We start from the raw sequence: 22,066 nt of genomic DNA, 5'->3' as shown, positions 1-22,066 counted from the left end.
ATATTTCATGCAAAGGTGCTGAACGCTGTTGAAACATCTTAGCTTTCTCAGTAAATTAACCATGTTCGCGTTTGCTATCAGCATCCTTCCGGTGCTGTTCATTGGCTCCTTCTCTTATTTCACATCCTCCAGCGAAATTCAAAAAAATGTTAACGAAAGCAAAAAGGAGCTTATTTTACAAATTACCTCAAATGTAGAGCATAAGCTGAATACTGTCAACCAGACATTGAACCAGGTCGTGAACTCATCGGTGCTGAAAAAGGCGCTTAACAACCCGCTAAATGAAACCGATTTCATTTTATATAATGATATCCGCAATGAGATCCGAAATATGCAGTCGTTCGATACCCGGCTGGAGGATGTCATTCTGCTCAATCAGCGGCAGAACTGGATGATTAAGAATTCCGGGCTCTACCGGCTGAATGAATATCAGAATTACGAGCAGCTCACGAACCTCATGAATGTGGAAGGCAGCTCCTCCTGGGTGCTGAACCCCTCCTCCCTGTTCTATAGCGAAGAGAGCATTAATGTGACCGGCTGCAACTACAGCATCAGCCTGATCAAGAAGCTGCCGACCACCAAGCTGCAGAAATATGGACTGGCTCTGGCGAATATTCCGGCCTGCAGTCTCCAGGACTTCATCAACCCTGATATGCAGCCGCTGGACAGTATTATGGTACTGGATAAAAGCGGGCGGATTCTGCTGCATTCTGACCGCAACTTGATTGGAGAGCCTGCCGAGGCTGGCGGATTCACGGGCTTCCAGCGGATTGCCACTGCAGCCGAGCCGTCCGGACAATTCAAGACCCAGATGAATGAAGCGGAATATTCCATAACCTATATGCGTTCCCAGCTTAACGGCTGGATCTATCTGTCGGTGACTTCAATTGAGAGTCTGACCCGCGAATCCGGCAAAATCGGCACCTATACGGTATTCGTCTGCACGTTCATGCTGCTGCTGTCTGTGCTGCTGGCCTGGCTGGGCTCCCGGCGCATGTACTCGCCAATCGAGCGGCTGCTCACTCAGATCGGACTGCGCCGGCCAGGTCTGCGGGCGGGACGTACCGATGAATTCCAGCTCATCGGTGAGCAGGTGCATTCCTTATTCCAATCCAAGTCACAACTGGAGAAGGAGGTCAGCCAGCATATCGGGCAGGTGCGGACCTTCTTCCTGATTCAGGCCTTCGGGGGCAATCTTCGGAGACGGGAGCTGATGGAGGAGCTGGAGCAATACGGGTACCGCAAGCAAGTCGAGGAATGGAAGACGATGGCTGTCATTACGCTGAGCATCGACTTCTCGGAAGAGAGCAGCTATGAGAAAAAGGATCTCAATCTGCTGTTATTCGCGGCGCATAATATGACGCAGGAACTGGTCTCTGCGGATCACAGGCTAACCCCCGTGATGATGGGTCATGCCCTGGCTGTCTTAATCGGCAGCCACGATGAGGACACGGAAGCTTTTCACCGGATGCTCTATGCCTTGACGGAGAAGCTCCAGCAGGAGATTAATCATGTCTTGAAGCTGCAGGTCAGCATCGGGCTTAGCCTACCGTTCCATTCTTTTGACAAAATGTCCATTGCCTACAGGGAAAGCCTGGAAGCGCTGAAGCACCGGATTACCCTGGGCAAAGGCATCATCATCCAGTACGAGAATATCAACTCCGGCAAACACTATCTCAATCTGAACTACCCGACCCATACCGAAAATGACCTGATGGATGCCATCAAGCTGGCGGACAGTGATAAGGCGAAGGAGCTGCTGCATAAGCTGTTCAAATGTGTGTTCGCGCTGGGACTCTCTCCGCAGGAATATCAAATTCCGCTCACCCGGCTGCTGAACAACACACTTATTATGATGCAGGAATCTGGGATCACTCTGAATCAGATCTATCATGCAAGCGGATCATTGTTCGAGGAGCTGACGGATCTGCATATTGTCGCAGAGATTGAAGACTGGTTCTGGACGATCGTGATCCAGCCGGTTATCGCGATTTTTCACAGCAGGCAGAATGCCCAGTACCATAATATCTCCGAGAAGCTGATCGACATCGTCCAGCATGAGTATGATCAGGATCTAACGCTGGAGGAATGCGCTTCCCGGCTGCATTATAACGCCAACTATATCAGCAGTGTGTTCCGCAAGGAGACCCAGTATTACTTCAGTGACTACCTCACCATGTACCGGTTCAAAATGGCCAAGAAATGGCTGGAGGAGACCGACATGCCGGTGAAGGATATCGCCTCCCGCTTAAGATACAATAATTCGCAGAATTTCATCCGTTCCTTCCGCAAGCAGGAGGGAATGACCCCCGGCCAGTACCGGGACAGCTTCCACTCGAAGCCTAGAGCTGTCCAGGAGGATGATTAAGCGCGGTTGCCTCAGGCGGAGCCTTGGGCTTGCGCAGCTTTCTTTTTCTGATATATAAGGTAAGCAATACGGCCACAATCAGCACTATACCGCCCACAGTAATGGCAATATTCTTGATATCCGGCACATATACTACAAGCCGCAGCGGCTCGGAATCAGCAAGTGAAACAGGCCAGGTTAAGGTATTGCCGTCCTGCTCCGCCGCATTATTAGGCCCGTACAGGTTATAGGGGATTGTTAATTTGAAATCAACGGAGAAGCTGCCCATCAGCAGCCGGACCAGGGACTTCGGCACACTTATGCTGCCAAGGCCGTCAATAATTTCATCTGAATAGGCGTTCAGCTTAGGCTGGGCCACCACATCATACTTGGTATACAGCCACCGGTCACTCTGTCCGACCTCAGCGTCCACAATATCAAAGCCGCTGCTGCTGTTCTTCAGCTCCTCCATCGAGGCATACGTTTTGTGAAACTGATATTCCGTGGATTTGCCGCTTGCCGTCTTATTAAGCTCAATGCCTGCGGCGGCGAGCCGGGTGGTCAGAAGCTCCTCCACTTTGCCGCTGACCAGCTTCTCTGCCCGGGCATCCAGCAGCAGACTGAAGGCCAGATCCAGTGAGCCATCCTTCTTCACGGTCATATGGGCCGTTCCTTGCGCGCAGCCCGTGAGCAGCAGCATAAGCATGATCATAGTTAGTACAATCTTACCTGTGAATCCGTTCATAATCCGTTCCTTCAACCCTATTCCCTCCATCCGCTGCCTGCTTGTCCAATTGGTACTATCTCGAATTCAGCTTACCACAATTTCAGCTTTCATTGAATATTACCGCAGAAGCCCCCCGTCACCGGATGACCGGAGAGCAGAGGGCTTCTGCGCAACATTTTGTTATTTTTTCAAATGATAAGGAACGGTAGTGATAATGACATTTCTGCGGTACAGCAGATGCGCACGGATCAGCAGACTGGACTGGTTATGCAGGATATTATGCCAGCCCTTCTTCGGAATGAATTGCGGCACAATGACGGTCACCTGATAATTCGATTCACTGGCCTTGCGCTGAACCGTATCAATGAACTTGGTCAGGGGATGGATAATGCTGCGGTATGGCGAATATAGCGTGACCAGCCGCACCTCGGGATGGAATTTTTTCCATTTCTCTTCAAAAATAGCGTCATCCTCCCGCTCGAACGGGATGTGTACCGCGATTATCTGCTGGGCCCCCAGAGACTGGGCATACCGCAGCGAATTCTCCACCACATGCGTAATTCCCGCTACCGGCAGAATAATGATATTCCCTTCAATCGCAAGCGGCGGCTCGCCGCAGGTCGTGATCCGCAGCTGGTCGGCAACCGATTCATAATGCTTATGGATGCGGTAGAAGAACAGGATAATCAGCGGCAGGAAGACCAGCACCGGCCAGATTTGTGCGAATTTGGTCAGGAAGAACATAATGGTGACGATGAAGCTGATGAGCGCCCCCGTCGTGTTGATTATCAGCTTGGGCAGCCAGCCTTCCGGCCTCTGCCGGATCCACTTGACCATCATACCGGTCTGCGAGAGCGTGAATGGAATGAATACCCCTACCGCATACAGCGGGATGAGATGCTCGGTCCGGCCTTCGAAGGCAATGATCAGAATAATCGACAGAATGCCAAGGCTGAGAATCCCGTTAGAGTAACCCAGCCGGTCGCCGCGCACGGTGAACATCCGGGGAATGAATTTATCCTTGGCCAGATTCACAGCGAGCAGCGGAAATGCAGAATATCCGGTATTCGCTGCCAGAACCAGAATTAGGGCGGTAGTCCCCTGAACGAAGTAATACATGAAGTTCCGGCCGAAGACCTGCTCGGCAATATCGGAGACCACCGTAACTTCTTCCCGCGGGGCAATGCCGTAATAATAAGCCAGGAACACAATACCTGAGAATAACAGCGCCAGCAGGATACCCATCGCCGCCAGTGTCTTCGCTGCATTGTTCGGTGCCGGAGCCTTGAAGTTGGGAATAGCGTTCGAGATTGCCTCCACCCCTGTCAGCGCCGAGCTCCCTGAGGAGAATGCCCGGAGCAGCAGGAACAAGCTGACCCCGGCCACAGGCGTACCAAGAGAAGTATGAAGCTCAGCCGGCACATTCCCGCTCACAATATTGAACAGGCCAAGCCCGATCATAATGAACAGCGCCAAGACGAACAGATAGACCGGATACGCCAGGTAAGAGGCCGATTCTGTAACCCCGCGCAAATTCAGGGTCGTGATCAGAAGCACGAAGATAATGGCAATGGGCACGTTATACGGATGAAGACTTGGAAAAGCTGAAGTAATGGCATCCGTTCCGGCAGATACACTTACCGCTACGGTCAATATATAGTCGACGAGCAATGAACCGCCGGCCACCAGTCCCGGATATTTGCCCAGATTCTCCTTCGATACCACATAGGCGCCACCGCCTTGGGGATAGGCAAAGATAATCTGCCGGTAGGACAGAATCAGGGCCAGCAGCAGCACGAGCACCCCTACAGCGATAGGAATCGAATACCAGAAGGCCGCTGTACTGATGGTAATCAGCACCAGCAGAATCTGTTCCGGCCCGTAAGCAACCGAAGACAAGGCATCCGAGGACAGAATGGCAAGGGCTTTGGTTTTGTTCAGCTTCTGTTCGCCCAGCTGATCTGACTTGAGCGGCCGTCCAATCAGGAATCTTTTTACGGAAGACATCATCTTCACCCGACTTTTTTTAATGTTATATTACCCATGGCATGCAATAATAATCTGAACTTATAACTGGAAGGCACGCCTATATTTGCTGCGTGTTCGATACTACAGTAATCCTTTTATGACCGTCTGTATAGATGCAGATATCCTAGACAAACTGCAAATATTTAAGAATAAATGGATACTGCCGAAAGACTCAGCAAACAGGACGAAGCAGGCTTTCTGCTTCGTCCTGTTTGCTTATTTCAGCTTTTTTTGCTATATTCAGCCAAATTCAGGCTTAGATAATACACTGACCGCCACTGTCTCAGAGCCAAGCCTGTGTAAGCAGCTTACGCAGCATCTCTACCTGCTCCTTGCCGATCCGGGCCGTGATCTCGGCTTCAATAGTCTGTTTGATCTCCAGCATACTCCGGCAGGCCTCTGCTCCCTTCAGAGTTAGCAAGATAGGCTTGTCCCGGCTGTTCCCTTCCTTGGCCGCAGTGTCTACGTAACCCTCGGCCAGCAGATTGTTGATCGTCTTTTGTGTTCCCTGGCGGGATATGCTGATCAGCCTGCTGACCTCCGAGATGGACAACGTGCCGTGCAGCTCCAGCATCGCCAGAATATGCGTCTCCGTCTTATTGAGCGGCTCCCCGCTCAACTGGTTCACCTTCTCCCGCAGCACCTTGTGCTTCTCGCTGATTAAATCGACCAGGTTCAACCCGGAGATATACTCATTCATCTGCAAGCCTCCTTCTAGAAATAGTTCATACCCCAACACCACTATATAAGATGGGATAAGCTCAACTTAAGTTTCCCACTGAAATCCTGCATAAAATACAATAACTACCTCCTAATATCGGGCGTTATCCGCAATTTGTTGTACAGAAGGCAGCATTCCTCCTCATACAAACAGCTTAGCAGAACAATTCCTGCATTTCATGCAACAACCCTTCCGAATCCGCCAGTATCTGCCCGTCCGTCATAATTCAAGGCTTGTTCCGGCCGCCTATTTTTGATGGGCTGAGGCTTGCTAACCTTAGTATGGTGCATTTTGGATATACACAAGAGGTGGGCAAAAATATTGTCAACCAGGTTGACAATAACCATTTCCACTGCTACTATAAATGAAGTTTGAAAAACTTACATTTAAGGGAGTTCGGAACATGGACAGCAACAAAAAAGAAGCTTTAATTTTCACCAGCATGATGTGTTTTTGCATGGTCGTCTTCATGTCTTTTTATAATGTGATTATGGTTAATGGGGTGAGCAGCAGGCTGTTCGCGGATGTGGCTGCAGGCTTGCTCCCGGCCCTTGCCGTTGCCTTGTTCTGCGATATTGTGGTGGTCGGCAGAATCGCCAAAGGGCTGGCCTTCCGAATAGTGAAGCCCTCCGCGCCCAAGATCCGAAAAGTCCTGACGATCTCGTGCTTCATGGTATGCGGGATGGTCATTCTCATGTCTCTATACGGCACACTAGCACACTACGGATTCGGAGACAACTTCTTCCGTCATTACTTCTCCGTGCTGGGACTTAATTTCATCTGTGCCCTTCCGCTGCAGCTGATCGTTGTCGGTCCGCTGACCCGCTTCCTGTTCACCCGGATGTTTCCGGTACGGACTGCCGCCCCGGGCCTCTGAGACTGGCGGAGATAGGACTAACGTTGTTCGCGGCCTTGGCACTCAGGTAGGCGCGATAGTCTGCACCAAGGTCGGGGAGCGCCGCGCTGCCTACGCCGGAAGAGCCGACTCGTCCTGTACAGGCTGACCGAGAGCTTATAGGATTTCATTTGTACCAAGATGGCCCACAGCCGCTCGTGATACACACGGCTGTGGGCCATCTTTTTTGCTTTGGCGCTGAGAAGCCAATCATTCCCTGCTGTTTTGATCACAGACACCTATGCCTAGTCGTAATATGATAAGCACATTATCATACGACTGAAGGAGCAGCTTTTGCATGAGAACGAAACAAGAATTCGATAATCTCCTGGCTTTTGCCAAGGATTTAATCAACGAGAATCTCGGCTTTTATTATGATATCAACTATGGCTACTTCCAGCCTGAGACCCACCCCATTGTGGACTTCATACGTCTTATAGGCAGACGGGTTCAGAGCCAGCTCATGCTGATGCCCGTGCTCCATGGGGAGATTGACCAGGTGGAGCGGATATTCTCGGACAACCTGTTCTTTGACGAATGGGCCGAGGTTACGCTGGACGGAAAGAGCTTCCACTTCCTGATGAGACAGATTGACAACAGCAGCCGGATTATTGACCTCGCACGTGACCTGGTCTTTCCCTCCCCCTGGATTCCCCGGAAGCTGCGCGATAGTCTGATCCGCATAGGGGAAGGCACCCTGAACGGAAGCTGGCGGCAGGATATTGGTCATGAAGTCACCCTCTGGCTCCCCCTCGGCATCTCCTTCGTAGAAGGCTCGGGACATCATTCCATAACCTCAGGTATCGCCAAGGGTGAAGGAGAGCTTTACCCTACCTCGGTGTATGACATCAGCCTCATCTATGATCATGTGTACACCGATGGCAAATACTACTACCGGACGCACGACCATTCCATCATCTCCGAGGTTCACTTCGTAGAGTGTGCAGCCATCTTTGAAATCGGCCGGATCATGGCGGCGCAGAAGATTATTTTCTGACGCTCCTGCGGGGGAGGTCAACTTGAAGGAGGGCTATGCCAAGTGCCGTAAATGCTGCTTGGCAGGGCCCTTTGTCTGTTTTACGAGGCGCCCCGCTTCGCGCGGAATCAGAGGGATTTATACCTCTCGTTTGCTCCTCCCGCCCGTTTGCACCTCCTTCCCTCAGCCCGCCGCCCACTTCCGGCGGATTCAGGTGCACTTCTGCCCCTCTTTCCCTCGTCCCGCCCACTTCCGGCGGATTCAGGAGCACTTCTGCTCCTCCTTCTCTCATCCCGCCCACTTCCGGCGGACTCAGGTGCACTTCTGCTCCTCCTTCCCTCAGCCGCCCACTTCCGGCGGAGACAACGCAAACTTCCTTTCAGCATGAGCAACTCAAAAAAGCCGCGAACCCGCCCAAATCGGACGGTTCACGGCTTATTCAAGTAGTTGCTCTCTGTACGAGCTGGAATTCAAGCTCCTGCTGCCCGTTCTCTTTTCCCCCCAGCTTACCGAGAATCAAATAGAGCGCATTCTGCGCCTGCGCGGCAATCGGATTATCAATCGAGGTGATCCCCAGCGTATGGGCCAGCTCCGTATTGTCGAATCCGACAATCGCCAGCTCCTCCGGCACCTTGACCTTAAGCCTGCGGGCCTCGCTCAATATACCTGCCGCTACCATATCATTGGCGCAGAGGATGGCGTTTGGATGCCCTCCCGGACTCAGCAGCAGCCCCCGGATCAGCTCCTCACCTTGCCGGATGGAGTAGATGCCCGTCTGCGACCATTCCGGGTTCACCTCCAGATGATATTTGCGGGCAGCATCCCTGTACGCCTGTATCCGCCCGGAGGTATTCATACTGGTCGGCCTGCCCCAAGCATTGGCAATCCGCGTATAACCCCGTCCGATCACATGCTCAAGTCCCAGCATGTACCCGTCATATTGATTCATGGCAACACTCTGAATCTCCGGAAGCTCCATCCGCTGCCAGGAGACAATCGGCCCGTATTTGCAATAGGAGCCAAGGAGTGCCTGATCATTGACGCAGGTGCTGATCACCAGAGCGTCAACTCTTTTACGCCGCATATCCTCGAAGGCTTGCAGCTCTTTGGCCGGATCGCCCCCCGAGGTATAGATAATCGTCTGATATCCGTGCTGGCTGGCGGTCTCCACGAAGCTGTTCAGAAAAGGCAGCATCACCTCGTTGATCCCCTCCGTAACCATCCCGATCTGCATCGTCTGTCCTCTGGATAAGGAAATGGCATTGCCGTTCGGCACGTAGTCCAGCTCTTCCATAATCTTCAGGATGCTCTCCCGCGTCGCCTGACTTACATGGGGAGAACGATTCAGTACTCTTGATACCGTTGCCTTGGAGAATCCCGACAGTTTGGCGATTTGATCCAGATTCGACATGATGGCACTCCTTACATAAATTCTCATCTTTTAAATAATACTTGACATGTAACGCGTTACAACATTTAGCATGGAATTATGGGACATATTAATAGCTTACCATATCTGACCATAACTATAAAAAAGGCGGGATAATCCATGAGTACTCCATTTCCTGAAGGCTTCCTGTGGGGCGGCGCAGTAGCTGCCAATCAATTGGAAGGCGCATATAACGAGGACGGCAAAGGCCTGTCCACCCAAGACGTAGCTCCGCAAGGAATCAAGGGTCCGATCACCGAGGTGCCTACCGAGGATAATATGAAGCTGGTCGGGATCGACTTTTACCACCGGTACAAAGAAGATGTTAAGCTTTTTGCCGAAATGGGCTTCAAGGTATTCCGTACCTCCATCGCCTGGTCACGGATCTTCCCGAACGGGGATGAGCTGGAGCCGAATGAACAAGGCCTGCAATTCTATGATGACCTGTTCGATGAATGTCACAAATACGGCATTGAGCCGCTGGTGACCCTCTCCCACTACGAGACTCCGCTGCACTTGTCGAAGCAGTATGACGGCTGGGTTAACCGCAAATTAGTCGGCTTCTACGAACGGTATGCCAGAAAGGTATTCACCCGCTACAAGGATAAAGTGAAGTATTGGCTGACCTTCAACGAGATCAACTCTATTCTGCACGAACCCTTTATGAGCGGCGGAATTTACACACCGAAGGACAAGCTGAGCAAGCAGGATCTGTATCAGGCGATTCATCACGAGCTGGTAGCAAGTGCTACTGCGGTCAAAATCGGACATGAGATCAACCCGCAGGCCCAGATCGGCTGTATGATCCTCAGTATGCCTACTTATCCGCTTACGCCTAACCCGGACGATGTGATTGCGGCGATGAAGTCGGAGCATATGAACTATTTCTTCGGAGATGTTCATGCGAGAGGCGTGTATCCCGGCTATATGAAACGTTACTTCAGAGAGCACGGCATTGATATTCACATGGAGCCTGGAGATGCTGAGATACTCAAGCACACCGTAGATTTCATTTCATTTAGCTACTATGTGAGCATCTGTGAGACCGGAGACAGCAGCAAGCGTACCCAGGAAGGCAACCTGATCGGCGGCGCACCCAATCCATACCTGAAGGCTTCCGAATGGGGCTGGCAGATTGACCCGCAGGGTCTGCGTTACGTGCTGAATATGTTCTATGACCGTTACCAGAAGCCGTTGTTTATTGTCGAGAACGGACTCGGGGCCAAGGACGTGCTAGTCACCGGCGAAGACGGCGTGCCGACCGTTAATGACGACTACCGGATTGAGTACCTGAATGACCATCTGGTGCAGGTGGGCGAAGCCATCGAGGACGGCGTTGAAGTCATGGGCTACACCTCTTGGGGTTGTATTGACCTGGTCAGTGCATCAACCGCAGAGCTAAGTAAACGCTATGGCTTCATCTATGTAGACCGCCACGACGACAATACAGGAACACTGGAGCGCTACCGCAAGAAATCCTTCCACTGGTACAAGGATGTTATTTCCACCAACGGACAAAGCTTGCAGCGCAAAGGTAACTAAATAGACGTTCTACATTTAAACAGTATAGGGTTGTCCCCAAAAAGCCATGAGCAGGCGGATTGGGGGCAGCCTTTTTTCACTGCTCGATTTATACTGCTCTATTTATGGAGCATTAAGTAATTGTTCGAGCCGAGCCGAAAATGACTTATAGTCAAAATCACTTGTAATCGAATAATTTTGTAGAGATTCTTTGTATTTTTTATCATAAACGTATACATATTTTTCATTAAGAAATGCGATGCGAAAGAGCAGCTTATGATTCTCTTTGGAATAAATAAACACATCATACTCAGAAGAGGCATCTGATTTACCCATTTTAGATGTTTTCTTTAATTCAAGATTAGACATTTGTTTAAACACATTACTAATCTGATTCTGATCAGTGATGCTAACCTCTTTACTTGCAATCGAATCAGCTTTAAGGGGTAACCGGATAATTTGAAGAATAACGCTAGTTTCATCAACCTTATTAAGTACTGCTTTATCCATAGTTGTAGTCAGACTCAATACATAATAAATCCCGTACACAATAATTCCGACAATCACCACTACTGCTATGATTAAATTTGTCTTCCGCTCCTTCATTTTAATCGCTTCCTTTATAAGTATTATATGGGGATCAACAATCTCATCAATGTAACGTGATCATCGTCCGCTTTCCAATTATATACCATTTGTATGACGTTCCACCGAGCTCCCTTTACCATTTTGCAACTAATTGCCAGAAGGGTTGGGATATACTAGCCACAGATGAATCATAAGGAGCGTAACTCTGATGAACAAATATACATTCGGCCTGTGCGGCCTTCTATTCTTAAGCCTGGTCACGTCCGGCTGCGGTACCATGAAGACGCCCAGCGATCTGCTGCAAGCCCCGTCACAGGGTAATGCCGACGGCAACCTTACCGGTATTGTAAAATCCTTTCTGCCCGCTAGTGCACGCTTAACTGTACCTGTGCACTCCGAATCCGGCAGCGCCATTCAATTGCAGGACCTGAACAACGACGGGCAGGATGAACTGCTGGCCTTCTACAAAACAGACAAAACCGATTACGAGATCAACACCCTGCTCCTCTCGCAGCAAGACGGCAAATGGCAGAAGCTCGCCACCCTCACCGGGGTCGGAAGCGAGCTGGATTACGTATCCTTCACGGATGTTACCGCTGATGGGGCAGCGGATCTGCTGCTCGGTTACAGCGGAGGCGAAGGACTAAGCAAAGAGCTGTCTGTCCACAGCCTGAGCGGCGGTACGCTGGCAGAGCTGCTCAAGCAGCCTTACGACCAGTTCGTATTGGCTGATCTGTCCGGAGCGGGACAGACCGAGATTGCCGTACTCCAGGGAATCTACACAACAGATACTCAGCCTGAGACTCATCTGAAGCTGCTGCAGCTTCAAGGCGGAACACTGAAGATTGCATCCGATCAAAAGCTTGACGGGAATGTGTTAGGGGCTGTGTTCGCCAAGGCATCCCCTACCCGCAGCGCATTAATCATCGACGCCGCAGTTGGCGCGCACTCTTCCTATACTTCGCTGTTGACTTGGGAAAATGGCAAGTTTACTGATATACTGGCAACAGAAGATTATCAGCGTGCTGCGCTCGCCTCCAGTAAGGATCTGGTACTGGCTCCGCCGGCGTCCCCGCCTGATGCGCTGCTCGGCAGCAACAGCATTGCGATTAAGGACTACATGCAGACCAGCTCGGATATTAACGGCGACGGAATTATGGAGATCGCCTTCCTTGTCCCGCCCCCAGGTACGGAAGGTTTCCCTCCGCTGGCTACTCCATTCATCAGCAAATATTATCAATGGGATGGACAATCCGGCCTGAAATTCGTACAGGAGCAGTTTGACCGCTGGGGCTTCAACTTCCGCATTCCCCGGTCTTGGGCTGCCCGGACGCTGCTGGAGGTTCCTGGAGAGTCTCCGGCTCCCTGGGAGAATATCCGGTTCAGCTACAAAAATACCGGATCTGCTGCGAAGACTCCGCTGCTGGAGCTTCGTCTGCTGACGAAGAAGGCCTGGATTATGGCAGAGGCCAAGCTGAAGACTGAGAATAGAGAATATAAGATGCTGTATGAACTGGCCAATACCAATGATGATAGGGAGCCGACAGTGTTCGTTGCTGTAATGCCTGCTGCCGATGCAGCAGGCAAGCTGCAGGGGCTTGAGCTACAGGAGTATAAACAGCTTAAGCTGACACTCGATGAGGTCGTGCAGCTGGCGGGAACACCGCAGCAACCCCGGCTATAATGAAGGAGGCTGTTCATGAAAGTACTGATACTGGAAGATGAGAAGCCTATCCGTGATATGCTGTCTGTGAATCTTAAGCGCGCAGGCTTCGAAGTAGCTGAGGCTTCTACTGGCGAGGAGGCGCTGAGAACTGCTAAGGAGCGGTTGGATTTTGACATCGCCATTCTGGACCTGATGCTCCCCGGACTCAGCGGCTTCGAGGTGTGCACCCGCCTTCGCGGACAGTTCCCCCGGCTCGGAATCATCATGCTTACCGCCAAAAGTCAGGAAATCGACAAGGTCATGGGCCTGGAATCCGGCGCAGACGATTACGTGGTCAAGCCCTTCAGTCCGGTTGAGCTGATCGCACGGGTGCGCTCGCTGTACCGCCGGATGTATCCCGGAGAGACGCTGCCGCACGAGAACCGTATCGAGCTTCCGCCTTTTACCCTTATGCTGGATGAACGGAAATTACTGAAGGACGGGCAGGATATCCCGCTGACCCCTACAGAATTCATGATCGTCAAGCTGCTGATGGAGCAGCCGAACAAAGCGATGAACCGGAACGAGATTCTGACGGCTGTATGGGGGCAGTACTTCATGGGCGACCTTAAGATTGTAGATGTGAATATCAGCCGAATCCGCCAAAAAATCGGGCAGGAGCCTTCCGGGCCGCAGTTCCTCGAAACGTTGTGGGGATTCGGATACATATGGAGGGGCTAAATTTGCTGAAGGGAATCAGGTCCAGGCTTATCGTCTATATTACCCTTATGCTGCTCCTGATCGTCCTGCTGCTGGAGGGGGTTTTTATTGCTGCCGTCCACTCCTACTATCTGGGCAGCGCGATGGAAACGTTGAATTCCCGGGCCGCCACTTCCGCTACCTTTTTCAACAAGTATCTGGAGGGCTATAGCTTAAGTGAACGGGCGAGGTATATCCTGGAGAATCTGTCTCCTGAGGAGAGCAGTAAGGTGGAGGTGCTGAATCCGGCGGGGAGTGTGATTATTAATTCGTTCGGCTTCTCAAGTACAGAGAGGGTGAGTACACCGGATGTCAGAGCAGCCCTGATCAACGGCAAAGGAAGCTTCCAGAGCATTAAGCCGGTACAAGGGGAACGGATCATTGCCGTATCTATCGCACTGAGGGAATCCGGGAACACGATTGGCGTGCTGCGCTACTCGGTTTCGGCAGAGCCGCTATATCATGTTATTCTGACAATCGCACTGAATGCCGCTCTCATCGGGCTGCTCGTCATTGCCTTCGGCTTCATTCTCAGCCTCATTATCGCCAAACGGATTGTAGGTCCGATTCAACAACTGACCGGGGTCGCCAAGGAGATGGCCACCGGTAATTTTGCCGTACGTGCTACCAAACGGTATGACGATGAGGTCGGCACACTCGCGGTGACGCTGAATTATATGTCCCAGGAGATTCTCAAGAGTGAGAAGCTCAAATATGACTTCATCTCTTCCGTTACCCATGAGCTGCGGACCCCGCTGACTTCGATTAAAGGCTGGGGGGAAACACTGCTGGTCGGGGATTTGTCAGATAAGCAAGAGACCTTGCAGGGTCTTGAGGTCATGACCGGGGAGACGGACAGGCTGATTGGCCTGGTGGAGGATCTGCTGGACTTCTCCAAATTCCAGGCCGGAGAGATTCGGATTGTGCGCCAGCCGTATGATCTCAGGGGTCTGCTGGAGGATTTGCTGCTGCAGTTCAGATATAGGGGGCAGACGAAGCAGATCCGCCTCTATGCCGACCTTCCCGATCAGCCCCTGCCGGTGGACGGTGATTTCAACCGTTTGAAGCAGGTTTTTGTCAACTTGTTGGATAATGCCTTCAAATTCACTCCTGCCGAGGGGGAGATCCGCCTCAAGGCAGTGGTGGACGGAGAGCTGATTAGCGTCACCGTCACCGACAACGGCGAAGGCATCGAGGCCGCAGACTTGGCGCAGCTTGGCACCAAATTCTTCAAGGGACGATCCCGCCAGTCGGGAAGCGGCCTGGGCCTGGCCATCTGCAAAGAAATCATCGAGCTGCATGACGGACGTCTGCGGATTGAGAGTGAATTCACCAAGGGCACCTCTGTAATCGTAGAGCTTCCCCGCTTCCAAGTAGCGCAGCACGAGGCTCCGCAAATGCCGCTCTAATGTTGTGCCTCCGCTACTTCAATGACAGGCTGCGTCTCAATGGAGACGTTCCCTGCCACGGCTCTGGAGATCATACAGGACTCTTCCGCCTTATGCGCCAGCCGCTCTGCCATCTTGAGCACCACCGCTGAGGCACCCGCCTGAAGCACAATACGCGGGGTATGCACGATTTTTTCATAAGTGAATACATTATTCGTCACATCTACTATCGCTTCAGAGGCTAGTGTCAGCTCCTGCGGTACAATATCCGCACGTTCCAGCATCGCTGCCAGGGTGATCAAATAACAGGTCGCTGCCGCGCCGAGCAGCATCTCATCAGGGTTCGTGCCGGTTCCCGGACCTCCCATCTCCTGCGGAATCGATATGACCGTTTGCAGCCCGCCAGCATCAATATGCCCTTCATCGTTCCGCCCGCCATTCCATACAGCCTTCAGGTGAAAAGGATGCTTCATCTCATTCCCTCCTCTTGTTCAGATTCGTCCAATCCGTCTTGTCTCCAGCCGTTGATCTGCCTGTCTATATACATGGTAGATCATCTCCGTCAAATTCACCATACCAAGCGACCGCTCTTCAAGCACCTGGTAGGTATTGGAGCCCATATCACAGTTCATCCGTACTCCGTCAAAATAAATCCGTTCAACCGGCGTATGCCCGTGAATCACCGGCCTGCCGCCTGTTAAGCTAAGCAGCGGTTCATGCGGCTGCCGGTAGAACTCATATTCCGTCATCCATAGAATCTCCCGGCTCTGCTGCTCCAGAGGCTCTTCCGGATACAGCCCGGCATGGGTGTACACATATTCTTCATCCTCGAAATAGAGCGGCAAGGAGTAAGCCCATTCCATAAGTGCCTGCTGCTCATCCTGACCGGGACAAGTCCGGGCAAAGCTCCTCAGCGTATCATGCCCGCCATGGCTCAGCCAGAGCTTATCGCCGTGCTTGATATAATTGCCCATCATTTCCTCATGATTGCCGATAAGCGCGTGAACCTGACCGGGGTGCTTTTCCGTAAGTTGCTTGATATGTTTGACTACACCTGCCGAGTCCTTTCCCCGGTTAATCATATCGCCCCCAACAACAAGCTGATCCTGTTTCCAATCAACCTCAGCCTTACTTAGCAGGAGCTCCAGCCCCTTTGTATCACCATGAATATCTGTTATGAAGAATTTGCGCATGGAATCCCCTTCCCTCTATTGCCATTTAATCTCTTCAAAAAGACCGGGCTGCGGATCAGTCTGACTCAGAGATACCCCTTCGTTCCCTCTTCCACTTCCGCCCAGGTATTTAGCGAGCAGCTCCTCTACCTGTGCCAGAGTGGCCGGCTTCGCGGAATCCTGCAGTTCGTATCCCAACTGGCCGTTAGGTTCAATCGTAGCTGTTTTGACGTCGCTCAGCCTGGAGATTCCTTGCCCCCGCAAGCTCATCTCCAGCTCATCTACCGTTAATCTCAACTTCCTCAGATTGTTGATATCAGGCTTACCCTCTTCAAGAACAATGACTGAGGGTCCTTTGATCAGCTTCTCAAAAGTACTCCACCGGACCTGCAACCATTCCACCCCTAGCAATACGGCAATGAAGACCGCAGCAGCCACAATCGTAATCAAGATGTTATGATCCGCTATCGGCTGTACAATAATTGTACCGATTGAGATCATAGCGATCGTCGTCGAATGGTCATTTGCGAGATAGATTTCCGTCCGGCGAGCCGCAGCACCAGCATTCCGACAATGATGAGCACCAGCGCCTTCCATATTTCACTCCAGATTTCATGCATAGGGCCGTCTCCTTTGGGAATTTTTCTTCGAGCTATTTTTTGCCAGTTAGGAGATTAATATTCATGGTACAGAGTGCTTGGCGGCTGACTGCTGGCATCAGAGAAGGGGGGCCCTGCAAATACCGGCATGAATCCCTAAGCTGTTATAATGCTGCTTGATGTTAATTATGGCATGTCCGCTGATGACGCGCGAGACCTTCTCTTCAATTGGATCGGCATCCACCTGTTCCTTCTGAAGCAACCGGCTGACCGCATTCCTGATTTCTTGCGGATATATATTTCCGGCAACACTTGAGAGGCCATTGCATCTGCCCGTGTTGAAATGCTCCACAACATTCACATCCCCGGCAGCAAACATAATGAACTCATCCGGATAAGTGACCGGCAGATGCCGCTGTAAATCGCCTGTTTCTTTATAGCCAACAATATTCGGATAGCGGCTGATTAACGTATATAGAGACTCCGGGGTCAGGTCGAATCCGGTCCGTCCAGGATTATTATAGAGGGCGACCGGCTTGGTTGTATGGCTTAGCAGCTCTTCCACATAAGTAATCGCCTGCTGCTGCGTGGGCCGGATGTACGGCGGGAATCCAATCAGAATCACATCTATCACCGATGTCTCCAGCGCCTGGACCAGAGTCACAGCGTCGCGGGTTCTTATGGCAGAGACCCCGAATATAAGCTCTATCCCCTGGAAACGCTGCTGATCGAAATACCGGATAATCTCCAGTCTCTCCCCAATACTCATCGAATGCTGCTCGCCCGTGCTTCCTGAGAGAAGCAGCGATTCTATACCGTTTTGCTTCTGGTAAGCAACGATGCCTTCGAATCCCTCCACATGAAGACTCTCATCCCCATGAAAAGGAGTAGGGATCGCTACATTTAGTCTTTTCATATTACATCCCTTTCTATCGGCATCGGCATCGCTCCACCCCTTCTTCAACAAATACCCGCCGCATATTTTTTCTATCTCCAATGTAACAAAAAATCCTGATGAATCAAGAAATACTTGATCATCAGGACGGATTCAGTCATATAACAATACAGCTTCCGGCTTATTTAGCCTTACCGGCAGGCTCATAGATCAGACAGCGCAGCTGCTTACCCGGATAGCGGAATTCCGCATTATATTTGCTTCCATCTTCCAGTAATACATCCACCGCTACCATCCCGCGTTTGTTGTTCACCTCGGTGTCCGTCAGATAAGCTTTGACTATCTTTCGTTTCTCTCCCTGCTTGTCCTTCACAATCCGGGTAGCTTCCTTTATCCAGCTGTCATCCTTCTTCATGGCAGTCGCTGCTGCCGCGTCGATAGGGGTTCTTTTCATAGCAAAATTCATAACTGTCGTATCTAATACCACTCCGGTATCAGGATCAATCCGCACCTCGTATTCCCAGTATTCCAAGCCTTGTCCCAGCATGGTGAGCGACTTGTGTGGAGCGGAGTGGACCGCCCAGGTTGAAGGTATGCCATAACCCGGTTCAAGCAGCATAACATTCGTCTCCAGCTTGGAGATATCGGCATCGAACAGCTTGCGTACACTTTCAGCTGCCCTTACCTCTATCTGAGACTTACTGTATTTCTGCGGTAGGGCTGGAGCCTGTACATATCGTTTGGAAGATATATAATTTAACCGGAAGGTCCAGTCAATCATTTGCAGCAGCTCTTCATCCGTCCAGCTGCGCCCCGGTTGATGGTACGTATTGGCCTTTATATCGAAATACAATTCTCCTTGGCCCGCCTGTAGCGGCAGAGGCTTCCGGGGACGAAGACCCTCATACACATACTTATCTTCCAGCACCCGCCTGCGGTTGACCTCCGCATCGGTTATCTGCCGCCCAGAGGTTTTGGGATCGCCCGGCAGCTCCAGATAGTCATAGACCTGCTGGATTTGTTCCTTCGTCATCTGCTTGATCAGGTCATCATTCAAGGTAGATACCGGCTTCGGCACCCCCACCTTCAGCACAGGAACGGTGCTTCCTGCCGGACTTACCTTAGTATGGACCTGAGTTGCCATACTGTTCTTCGCGACGACTGCCGAGTTCGCCAGGCTGGGTACGAGGAATGCGCTGAATGCGAACATACCCCCAGAGCATAAGACGACAGCCATAGTAACAGACCACTTCTTCTTGTTCAATTGTATTACCTCCATCGGGATTTAGGATATTAACTCTATCCATAGCTTAACCCCGGGATATTATAGAGTAGGAGGGCAGTTGTTAGGAAGTTGTAAAAAGATACGGATGCTCGTCCCCTGCCCGGGGACCGATTGCAGCTCAACCCTGGCCTGATGCGCTTCGGCAATCTGACGGCATAGAGAGAGACCGAGACCCGCATTGCCATAAGCCCGCGAGCGTGACGGATCTGCGCGGTAGAACGGCTCAAATGCACGCCTTCTCTGTTCTTCCGTCATCCCGCTTCCGCTGTCCTGAACTTCAAGCACCCCTTCCCCGTCCTGCGGATAGGCCAGCAAGCGGATTGTGCTGCCTGGCTGAGACGCAAGAATGGCATTCTCGATCAGATTCACCAGAAAAGAGGCCAGAAGATCTGCATCTCCCCATACAGCGGGAATGGAGCTGTCCAAGTGCAGCAATAATCCGTTATCAGTTATCCTCTGCCGCTCGGTCTGCGCCGCTGTTTCAAACAGAGTAGCAACGTCCACCTCTGCCAGCAATAGCGGCTGATGCCGCAGAACGGACAAATCAAGCAGCTTGAAAGCCAGATTCTTCAGCCGCATAGTCTCGCTTAAGATATATTGGCCGGCCTTGATCTGATCCTCCTGGCCGATATTGGCCGAGGTCAGCAGCTCCGCGAATCCCTGCATACTGGTCAGCGGTGTCCGCAGCTCATGGGCCAGATTATCGACCATCCGCTGTCTATCCTCAGCCATACCTGCGAGATCGCTCATCCGCTGCTCTATCACAGCCGCCATCTTGTTAAAGTTGAAGGCCAACTCCCCGAATTCATCCCTGCTGTTCAGCTTCACACGGTTCGAATAATCACCTTCGGCAATCGTTTTGGTCGTCTCGGACAACAGCTTCAGCGGCTTGGTCAGCTGCCGGATCAGAAGATAGAGCAGCACCAGCAGGAGGGGACCGACAATCCAGTTAATCATCACAAAAAAACGGTTAAGCTCCTCCTGCTGGGCATACAGCCCGCTAATATCACGCTTGTACGCCAGCTCCAAATGCTCATAAGGAGCAGGGAACGGCATCGCTAACGTCATGATATGTTCTTCCTGCGCCGCACGCACCTCTTCCTGACCGGAACTCCCCCCGTCCTGAACGGGATAGAGCAGCAGTCCATTCTCCCGTAGCTCCAGTTCTATGCCCTGTTTGCGGTAGTACTGACCATAAGATTTAGCTACACTGACCAGCAGTGCCGGGTCCAGGGACACGCCTCTTGCCTGAATCGAATCCAGATTCTCATATATATTGTTTGTGATCAGCAGCTGCTCGCTGGCTGCGCGTTTGCTCTCACTGTCCATGTTCAGCTGCCAGCTCTTTTTCATCACCATCACTACACTTACATCAAGAGCTGCTATAAACAGCACCAGTACAGCAAGAAGAATCTTATGCCAGAACTTCATAACTAGACCTGAACTTCCAGCCGGTAGCCCAGCTTGAATACCGTCTTAATCCGTTCTTCCCAGCCCAGTTTCTTGCGCAGCTGACGGATATGTACATCTACAGTGCGGGTATCACCGGCAAAATCATAACCCCAAGCCAGTTCAAGCAGCTTCTCTCTGGAAAGAGCGATATTACGGTTGCGGATCAGAACTTCGAGCAACTCAAATTCCCTGGCCGTTAGATCCACCGGAAGCTGATCCACCCGGACCTGACGCTCCGGGAAGCGGACCTCAACCTCTCCACAGATAAAGACAGCCCCCGCCTGTTCATTCCTGCGCAGCACGACATTGATGCGGGCCAGCAGCTCCAGGATCTCAAAGGGCTTGATAATATAATCATCCGCACCCAGCTCGAATCCTCTGATCCGGTCAGAGAGTGCATTCCGGGCCGTAATCAGAATGACCGGAATCTGCAAAGGGGCAATCTGCTGCATCACCCCGAATCCATCCAGACCGGGAAGCATCACATCGAGCAGAACCAGATCCGCCCGCTCCTTCTCCAGCATTCCCGCAACCTCTGATCCCGTATATGCCTTGGAGTAGGTGTGTCCTACCAGCTTAAGATTCATAGTAATCAAATCATTAATCGGCTGTTCATCCTCAACAACAAGTATATGAGCCATCTGCTTAAATATCCTCCTCCGTCCTGCGGCAGCAGCGTATGCCGTCCATTATTAACCTAATCTTTATCATACCAGATTACAGAGCATCCATAACCTGTTAGCTCGACTTAAATGTTACACACCCACCCGCAAAAAAATCCTGACGAATCAAGAACTGCTTGATCCTCAGGACGGAACAATAATTACTCACTGTCAGTCTTAGCCTGGTATTACCCTGCATGACTCCACCGGGAAATCAAATTATATCTCTACCAATACCCTAATCCCTGCATGTTATAGAGTAGAGTGGCAGTTGTTATGAAGTTGTAAAAAGAAACAGGAGCTTTCCCTTCACTAAGGGCAAAACAGAAGTGGAATTGGGAGAGAGACCTGGACTGACTGGATTGACACTGGAACCGAAACGGCATGTACAGCAAGCAAAAGAAAAAAGGTATTGTTTGAGTGGTATGTCCTATTCCACAAGGAAAGGCTTTCGTAATTCCTTGAAGAAAACAAAAAAGCCATTGTCGATGACTCAACAATGGCTTCATGTGCTTGGCAACGTCCTACTCTCCCAGGACCCTTCGGTCCAAGTACCATCGGCGCTGGAGGGCTTAACGGTCGTGTTCGGGATGGGTACGCGTGGAACCCCTCCGCTATCGCCACCAAACATGCGTCTGTGAAACAGACGCTGCCGCTTGAAATTCGGTTCATCACAGATGTGTGAATGAATTTCATGGCGTACAGGCTTGATCGCCTGAAAACTGAATCCGAAACGAATTTGTGTGTTAGTGTATTTGGATAAGCCCTCGACCGATTAGTATTGGTCAGCTCCATGCATTGCTGCACTTCCACCTCCAACCTATCTACCTCGTCGTCTTCAAGGGGTCTTACTAATTGGGAAATCTCATCTTGAGGGGGGCTTCACGCTTAGATGCTTTCAGCGCTTATCCCGTCCGTACGTAGCTACTCAGCCATGCTCCTGGCGGAACAACTGATGCACCAGCGGTACGTCCATC

20 protein-coding genes and 2 rRNA genes are annotated in these 22,066 nt (G+C 51.4%); 7 read left to right on the top strand and 15 right to left on the bottom strand.

Annotation, left to right across the window (positions count from 1 at the left end):
* The first annotated feature begins 61 nt into the window (after positions 1-61).
* Positions 62-2,368 (top strand): AraC family transcriptional regulator, encoded by a 2,307-nt coding sequence (locus HQN87_RS09785; protein ID WP_254075444.1) that lies wholly within the window; start codon positions 62-64, stop codon positions 2,366-2,368.
* Here the strand turns inward: HQN87_RS09785 and HQN87_RS09780 are convergent.
* From HQN87_RS09780 to HQN87_RS09770, 3 genes are all read right to left on the bottom strand, one after another.
* On the bottom strand, positions 2,343-3,107 hold the full coding sequence (locus HQN87_RS09780; RefSeq protein WP_173131491.1) for a hypothetical protein: 765 nt from the start codon (positions 3,105-3,107) through the stop codon (positions 2,343-2,345). The genes HQN87_RS09785 and HQN87_RS09780 overlap by 26 nt on opposite strands.
* A 147-nt stretch (positions 3,108-3,254) precedes the next feature.
* Positions 3,255-5,084: an APC family permease gene (locus HQN87_RS09775; RefSeq protein WP_173131488.1), complete on the bottom strand. Its 1,830-nt coding sequence runs from the start codon at positions 5,082-5,084 to the stop codon at positions 3,255-3,257.
* 301 nt (positions 5,085-5,385) lie between these two features.
* Entirely contained in the window at positions 5,386-5,802 is a 417-nt protein-coding gene (locus HQN87_RS09770) for a MarR family winged helix-turn-helix transcriptional regulator (RefSeq protein WP_173131485.1), read from the bottom strand.
* A 424-nt stretch (positions 5,803-6,226) separates the two neighbouring features.
* Between HQN87_RS09770 and HQN87_RS09765 the strand changes: the two genes are divergently transcribed.
* Together HQN87_RS09765 and HQN87_RS09760 are read left to right on the top strand one after the other, a co-directional pair.
* Positions 6,227-6,700, top strand: a complete 474-nt coding sequence (locus HQN87_RS09765) for a DUF2798 domain-containing protein (RefSeq protein WP_173131482.1) — start codon at positions 6,227-6,229, stop codon at positions 6,698-6,700.
* Positions 6,701-7,016: 316 nt separating this feature from the next.
* Positions 7,017-7,715 (top strand): DUF6710 family protein, encoded by a 699-nt coding sequence (locus HQN87_RS09760; RefSeq protein ID WP_173131480.1) that lies wholly within the window; start codon positions 7,017-7,019, stop codon positions 7,713-7,715.
* 418 nt (positions 7,716-8,133) lie between these two features.
* Here the strand turns inward: HQN87_RS09760 and HQN87_RS09755 are convergent, their stop codons facing one another.
* Positions 8,134-9,105: a LacI family DNA-binding transcriptional regulator gene (locus tag HQN87_RS09755; RefSeq protein WP_173131478.1), complete on the bottom strand. Its 972-nt coding sequence runs from the start codon at positions 9,103-9,105 to the stop codon at positions 8,134-8,136.
* A gap of 138 nt (positions 9,106-9,243) precedes the next feature.
* On the opposite strand from HQN87_RS09755, the gene HQN87_RS09750 reads away from it, so the two are divergent.
* Positions 9,244-10,665, top strand: a complete 1,422-nt coding sequence (locus tag HQN87_RS09750; protein WP_173131476.1) for a glycoside hydrolase family 1 protein — start codon at positions 9,244-9,246, stop codon at positions 10,663-10,665.
* 102 nt (positions 10,666-10,767) lie between these two features.
* On the opposite strand, the gene HQN87_RS09745 is transcribed toward HQN87_RS09750, so the two are convergent.
* Positions 10,768-11,250: a hypothetical protein gene (locus HQN87_RS09745; RefSeq protein ID WP_173131474.1), complete on the bottom strand. Its 483-nt coding sequence runs from the start codon at positions 11,248-11,250 to the stop codon at positions 10,768-10,770.
* A 190-nt stretch (positions 11,251-11,440) separates the two neighbouring features.
* Between HQN87_RS09745 and HQN87_RS09740 the strand changes: the two genes are divergently transcribed.
* Genes HQN87_RS09740 through HQN87_RS09730 form a run of 3 tightly spaced genes read left to right on the top strand, consistent with a single transcriptional unit; the run spans position 11,441 to position 15,045 of the window.
* On the top strand, positions 11,441-12,916 hold the full coding sequence (locus HQN87_RS09740; RefSeq protein WP_173131472.1) for an FG-GAP repeat domain-containing protein: 1,476 nt from the start codon (positions 11,441-11,443) through the stop codon (positions 12,914-12,916).
* Between the two features lie 15 nt (positions 12,917-12,931).
* Positions 12,932-13,618 (top strand): response regulator transcription factor, encoded by a 687-nt coding sequence (locus HQN87_RS09735; protein ID WP_173131470.1) that lies wholly within the window; start codon positions 12,932-12,934, stop codon positions 13,616-13,618.
* 2 nt (positions 13,619-13,620) lie between these two features.
* Complete coding sequence (locus HQN87_RS09730) at positions 13,621-15,045, top strand: sensor histidine kinase (RefSeq protein WP_367272691.1); 1,425 nt, start codon at positions 13,621-13,623, stop codon at positions 15,043-15,045.
* Here the strand turns inward: HQN87_RS09730 and HQN87_RS09725 are convergent.
* The 10 genes from HQN87_RS09725 to HQN87_RS09685 form a co-directional block, all read right to left on the bottom strand.
* Positions 15,042-15,497 carry an OsmC family protein gene (locus HQN87_RS09725; protein ID WP_173131464.1) on the bottom strand — a complete coding sequence of 152 codons (456 nt, stop codon included), beginning with the start codon at positions 15,495-15,497 and terminating at the stop codon, positions 15,042-15,044. The two genes, HQN87_RS09730 and HQN87_RS09725, sit on opposite strands and share 4 nt — an antisense overlap.
* Before the next feature lie 18 nt (positions 15,498-15,515).
* Complete coding sequence (locus HQN87_RS09720; RefSeq protein WP_173131461.1) at positions 15,516-16,217, bottom strand: metallophosphoesterase; 702 nt, start codon at positions 16,215-16,217, stop codon at positions 15,516-15,518.
* A 15-nt stretch (positions 16,218-16,232) separates the two neighbouring features.
* Entirely contained in the window at positions 16,233-16,697 is a 465-nt protein-coding gene (locus HQN87_RS09715) for a DUF421 domain-containing protein (protein ID WP_254075443.1), read from the bottom strand.
* Positions 16,694-16,816 (bottom strand): hypothetical protein, encoded by a 123-nt coding sequence (locus HQN87_RS32695; RefSeq protein WP_301953168.1) that lies wholly within the window; start codon positions 16,814-16,816, stop codon positions 16,694-16,696. Before HQN87_RS32695 ends, HQN87_RS09715 begins: the two co-directional genes overlap by 4 nt.
* Before the next feature lie 97 nt (positions 16,817-16,913).
* On the bottom strand, positions 16,914-17,711 hold the full coding sequence (locus HQN87_RS09710; protein WP_173131458.1) for a dihydrodipicolinate synthase family protein: 798 nt from the start codon (positions 17,709-17,711) through the stop codon (positions 16,914-16,916).
* Between the two features lie 160 nt (positions 17,712-17,871).
* A complete protein-coding gene (locus HQN87_RS09705) occupies positions 17,872-18,954 on the bottom strand; it encodes a hypothetical protein (RefSeq protein ID WP_173131455.1) in 1,083 nt (360 codons plus the stop codon).
* A gap of 60 nt (positions 18,955-19,014) precedes the next feature.
* A complete protein-coding gene (locus HQN87_RS09700) occupies positions 19,015-20,406 on the bottom strand; it encodes a HAMP domain-containing sensor histidine kinase (protein ID WP_173131452.1) in 1,392 nt (463 codons plus the stop codon).
* Between the two features lie 2 nt (positions 20,407-20,408).
* A complete protein-coding gene (locus tag HQN87_RS09695) occupies positions 20,409-21,068 on the bottom strand; it encodes a response regulator transcription factor (protein ID WP_173131449.1) in 660 nt (219 codons plus the stop codon).
* A 532-nt stretch (positions 21,069-21,600) separates the two neighbouring features.
* A 5S ribosomal RNA gene (gene rrf, locus HQN87_RS09690) occupies positions 21,601-21,717 on the bottom strand.
* A gap of 127 nt (positions 21,718-21,844) precedes the next feature.
* Positions 21,845-22,066 (bottom strand): 23S ribosomal RNA (locus tag HQN87_RS09685); the annotation flags it as partial.

The sequence above is a fragment of the Paenibacillus tritici genome (assembly GCF_013204885.1).
Classification (GTDB): domain Bacteria; phylum Bacillota; class Bacilli; order Paenibacillales; family Paenibacillaceae; genus Paenibacillus_AQ; species Paenibacillus_AQ tritici.
Note: the sequence above shows the minus strand (reverse complement) of the source record. Positions and strands in the feature narration are given on the sequence as shown.

What these genes read in the sequence shown, in the direction of transcription:
- HQN87_RS09785 (WP_254075444.1), top strand. Translation starts at nt 62, where the DNA reads ATGTTCGCGTTTGCTATCAGCATCCTTCCGGTGCTGTTCATTGGCTCC.
- HQN87_RS09775 (WP_173131488.1), bottom strand. Translation starts at nt 5,084, where the DNA reads ATGATGTCTTCCGTAAAAAGATTCCTGATTGGACGGCCGCTCAAGTCA.
- HQN87_RS09770 (WP_173131485.1), bottom strand. Translation starts at nt 5,802, where the DNA reads ATGAATGAGTATATCTCCGGGTTGAACCTGGTCGATTTAATCAGCGAG.
- HQN87_RS09765 (WP_173131482.1), top strand. Translation starts at nt 6,227, where the DNA reads ATGGACAGCAACAAAAAAGAAGCTTTAATTTTCACCAGCATGATGTGT.
- HQN87_RS09760 (WP_173131480.1), top strand. Translation starts at nt 7,017, where the DNA reads ATGAGAACGAAACAAGAATTCGATAATCTCCTGGCTTTTGCCAAGGAT.
- HQN87_RS09755 (WP_173131478.1), bottom strand. Translation starts at nt 9,105, where the DNA reads ATGTCGAATCTGGATCAAATCGCCAAACTGTCGGGATTCTCCAAGGCA.
- HQN87_RS09750 (WP_173131476.1), top strand. Translation starts at nt 9,244, where the DNA reads ATGAGTACTCCATTTCCTGAAGGCTTCCTGTGGGGCGGCGCAGTAGCT.
- HQN87_RS09745 (WP_173131474.1), bottom strand. Translation starts at nt 11,250, where the DNA reads ATGAAGGAGCGGAAGACAAATTTAATCATAGCAGTAGTGGTGATTGTC.
- HQN87_RS09740 (WP_173131472.1), top strand. Translation starts at nt 11,441, where the DNA reads ATGAACAAATATACATTCGGCCTGTGCGGCCTTCTATTCTTAAGCCTG.
- HQN87_RS09735 (WP_173131470.1), top strand. Translation starts at nt 12,932, where the DNA reads ATGAAAGTACTGATACTGGAAGATGAGAAGCCTATCCGTGATATGCTG.
- HQN87_RS09725 (WP_173131464.1), bottom strand. Translation starts at nt 15,497, where the DNA reads ATGAAGCATCCTTTTCACCTGAAGGCTGTATGGAATGGCGGGCGGAAC.
- HQN87_RS09720 (WP_173131461.1), bottom strand. Translation starts at nt 16,217, where the DNA reads ATGCGCAAATTCTTCATAACAGATATTCATGGTGATACAAAGGGGCTG.
- HQN87_RS09715 (WP_254075443.1), bottom strand. Translation starts at nt 16,697, where the DNA reads ATGATCTCAATCGGTACAATTATTGTACAGCCGATAGCGGATCATAAC.
- HQN87_RS32695 (WP_301953168.1), bottom strand. Translation starts at nt 16,816, where the DNA reads ATGCATGAAATCTGGAGTGAAATATGGAAGGCGCTGGTGCTCATCATT.
- HQN87_RS09710 (WP_173131458.1), bottom strand. Translation starts at nt 17,711, where the DNA reads ATGAAAAGACTAAATGTAGCGATCCCTACTCCTTTTCATGGGGATGAG.
- HQN87_RS09700 (WP_173131452.1), bottom strand. Translation starts at nt 20,406, where the DNA reads ATGAAGTTCTGGCATAAGATTCTTCTTGCTGTACTGGTGCTGTTTATA.
- HQN87_RS09695 (WP_173131449.1), bottom strand. Translation starts at nt 21,068, where the DNA reads ATGGCTCATATACTTGTTGTTGAGGATGAACAGCCGATTAATGATTTG.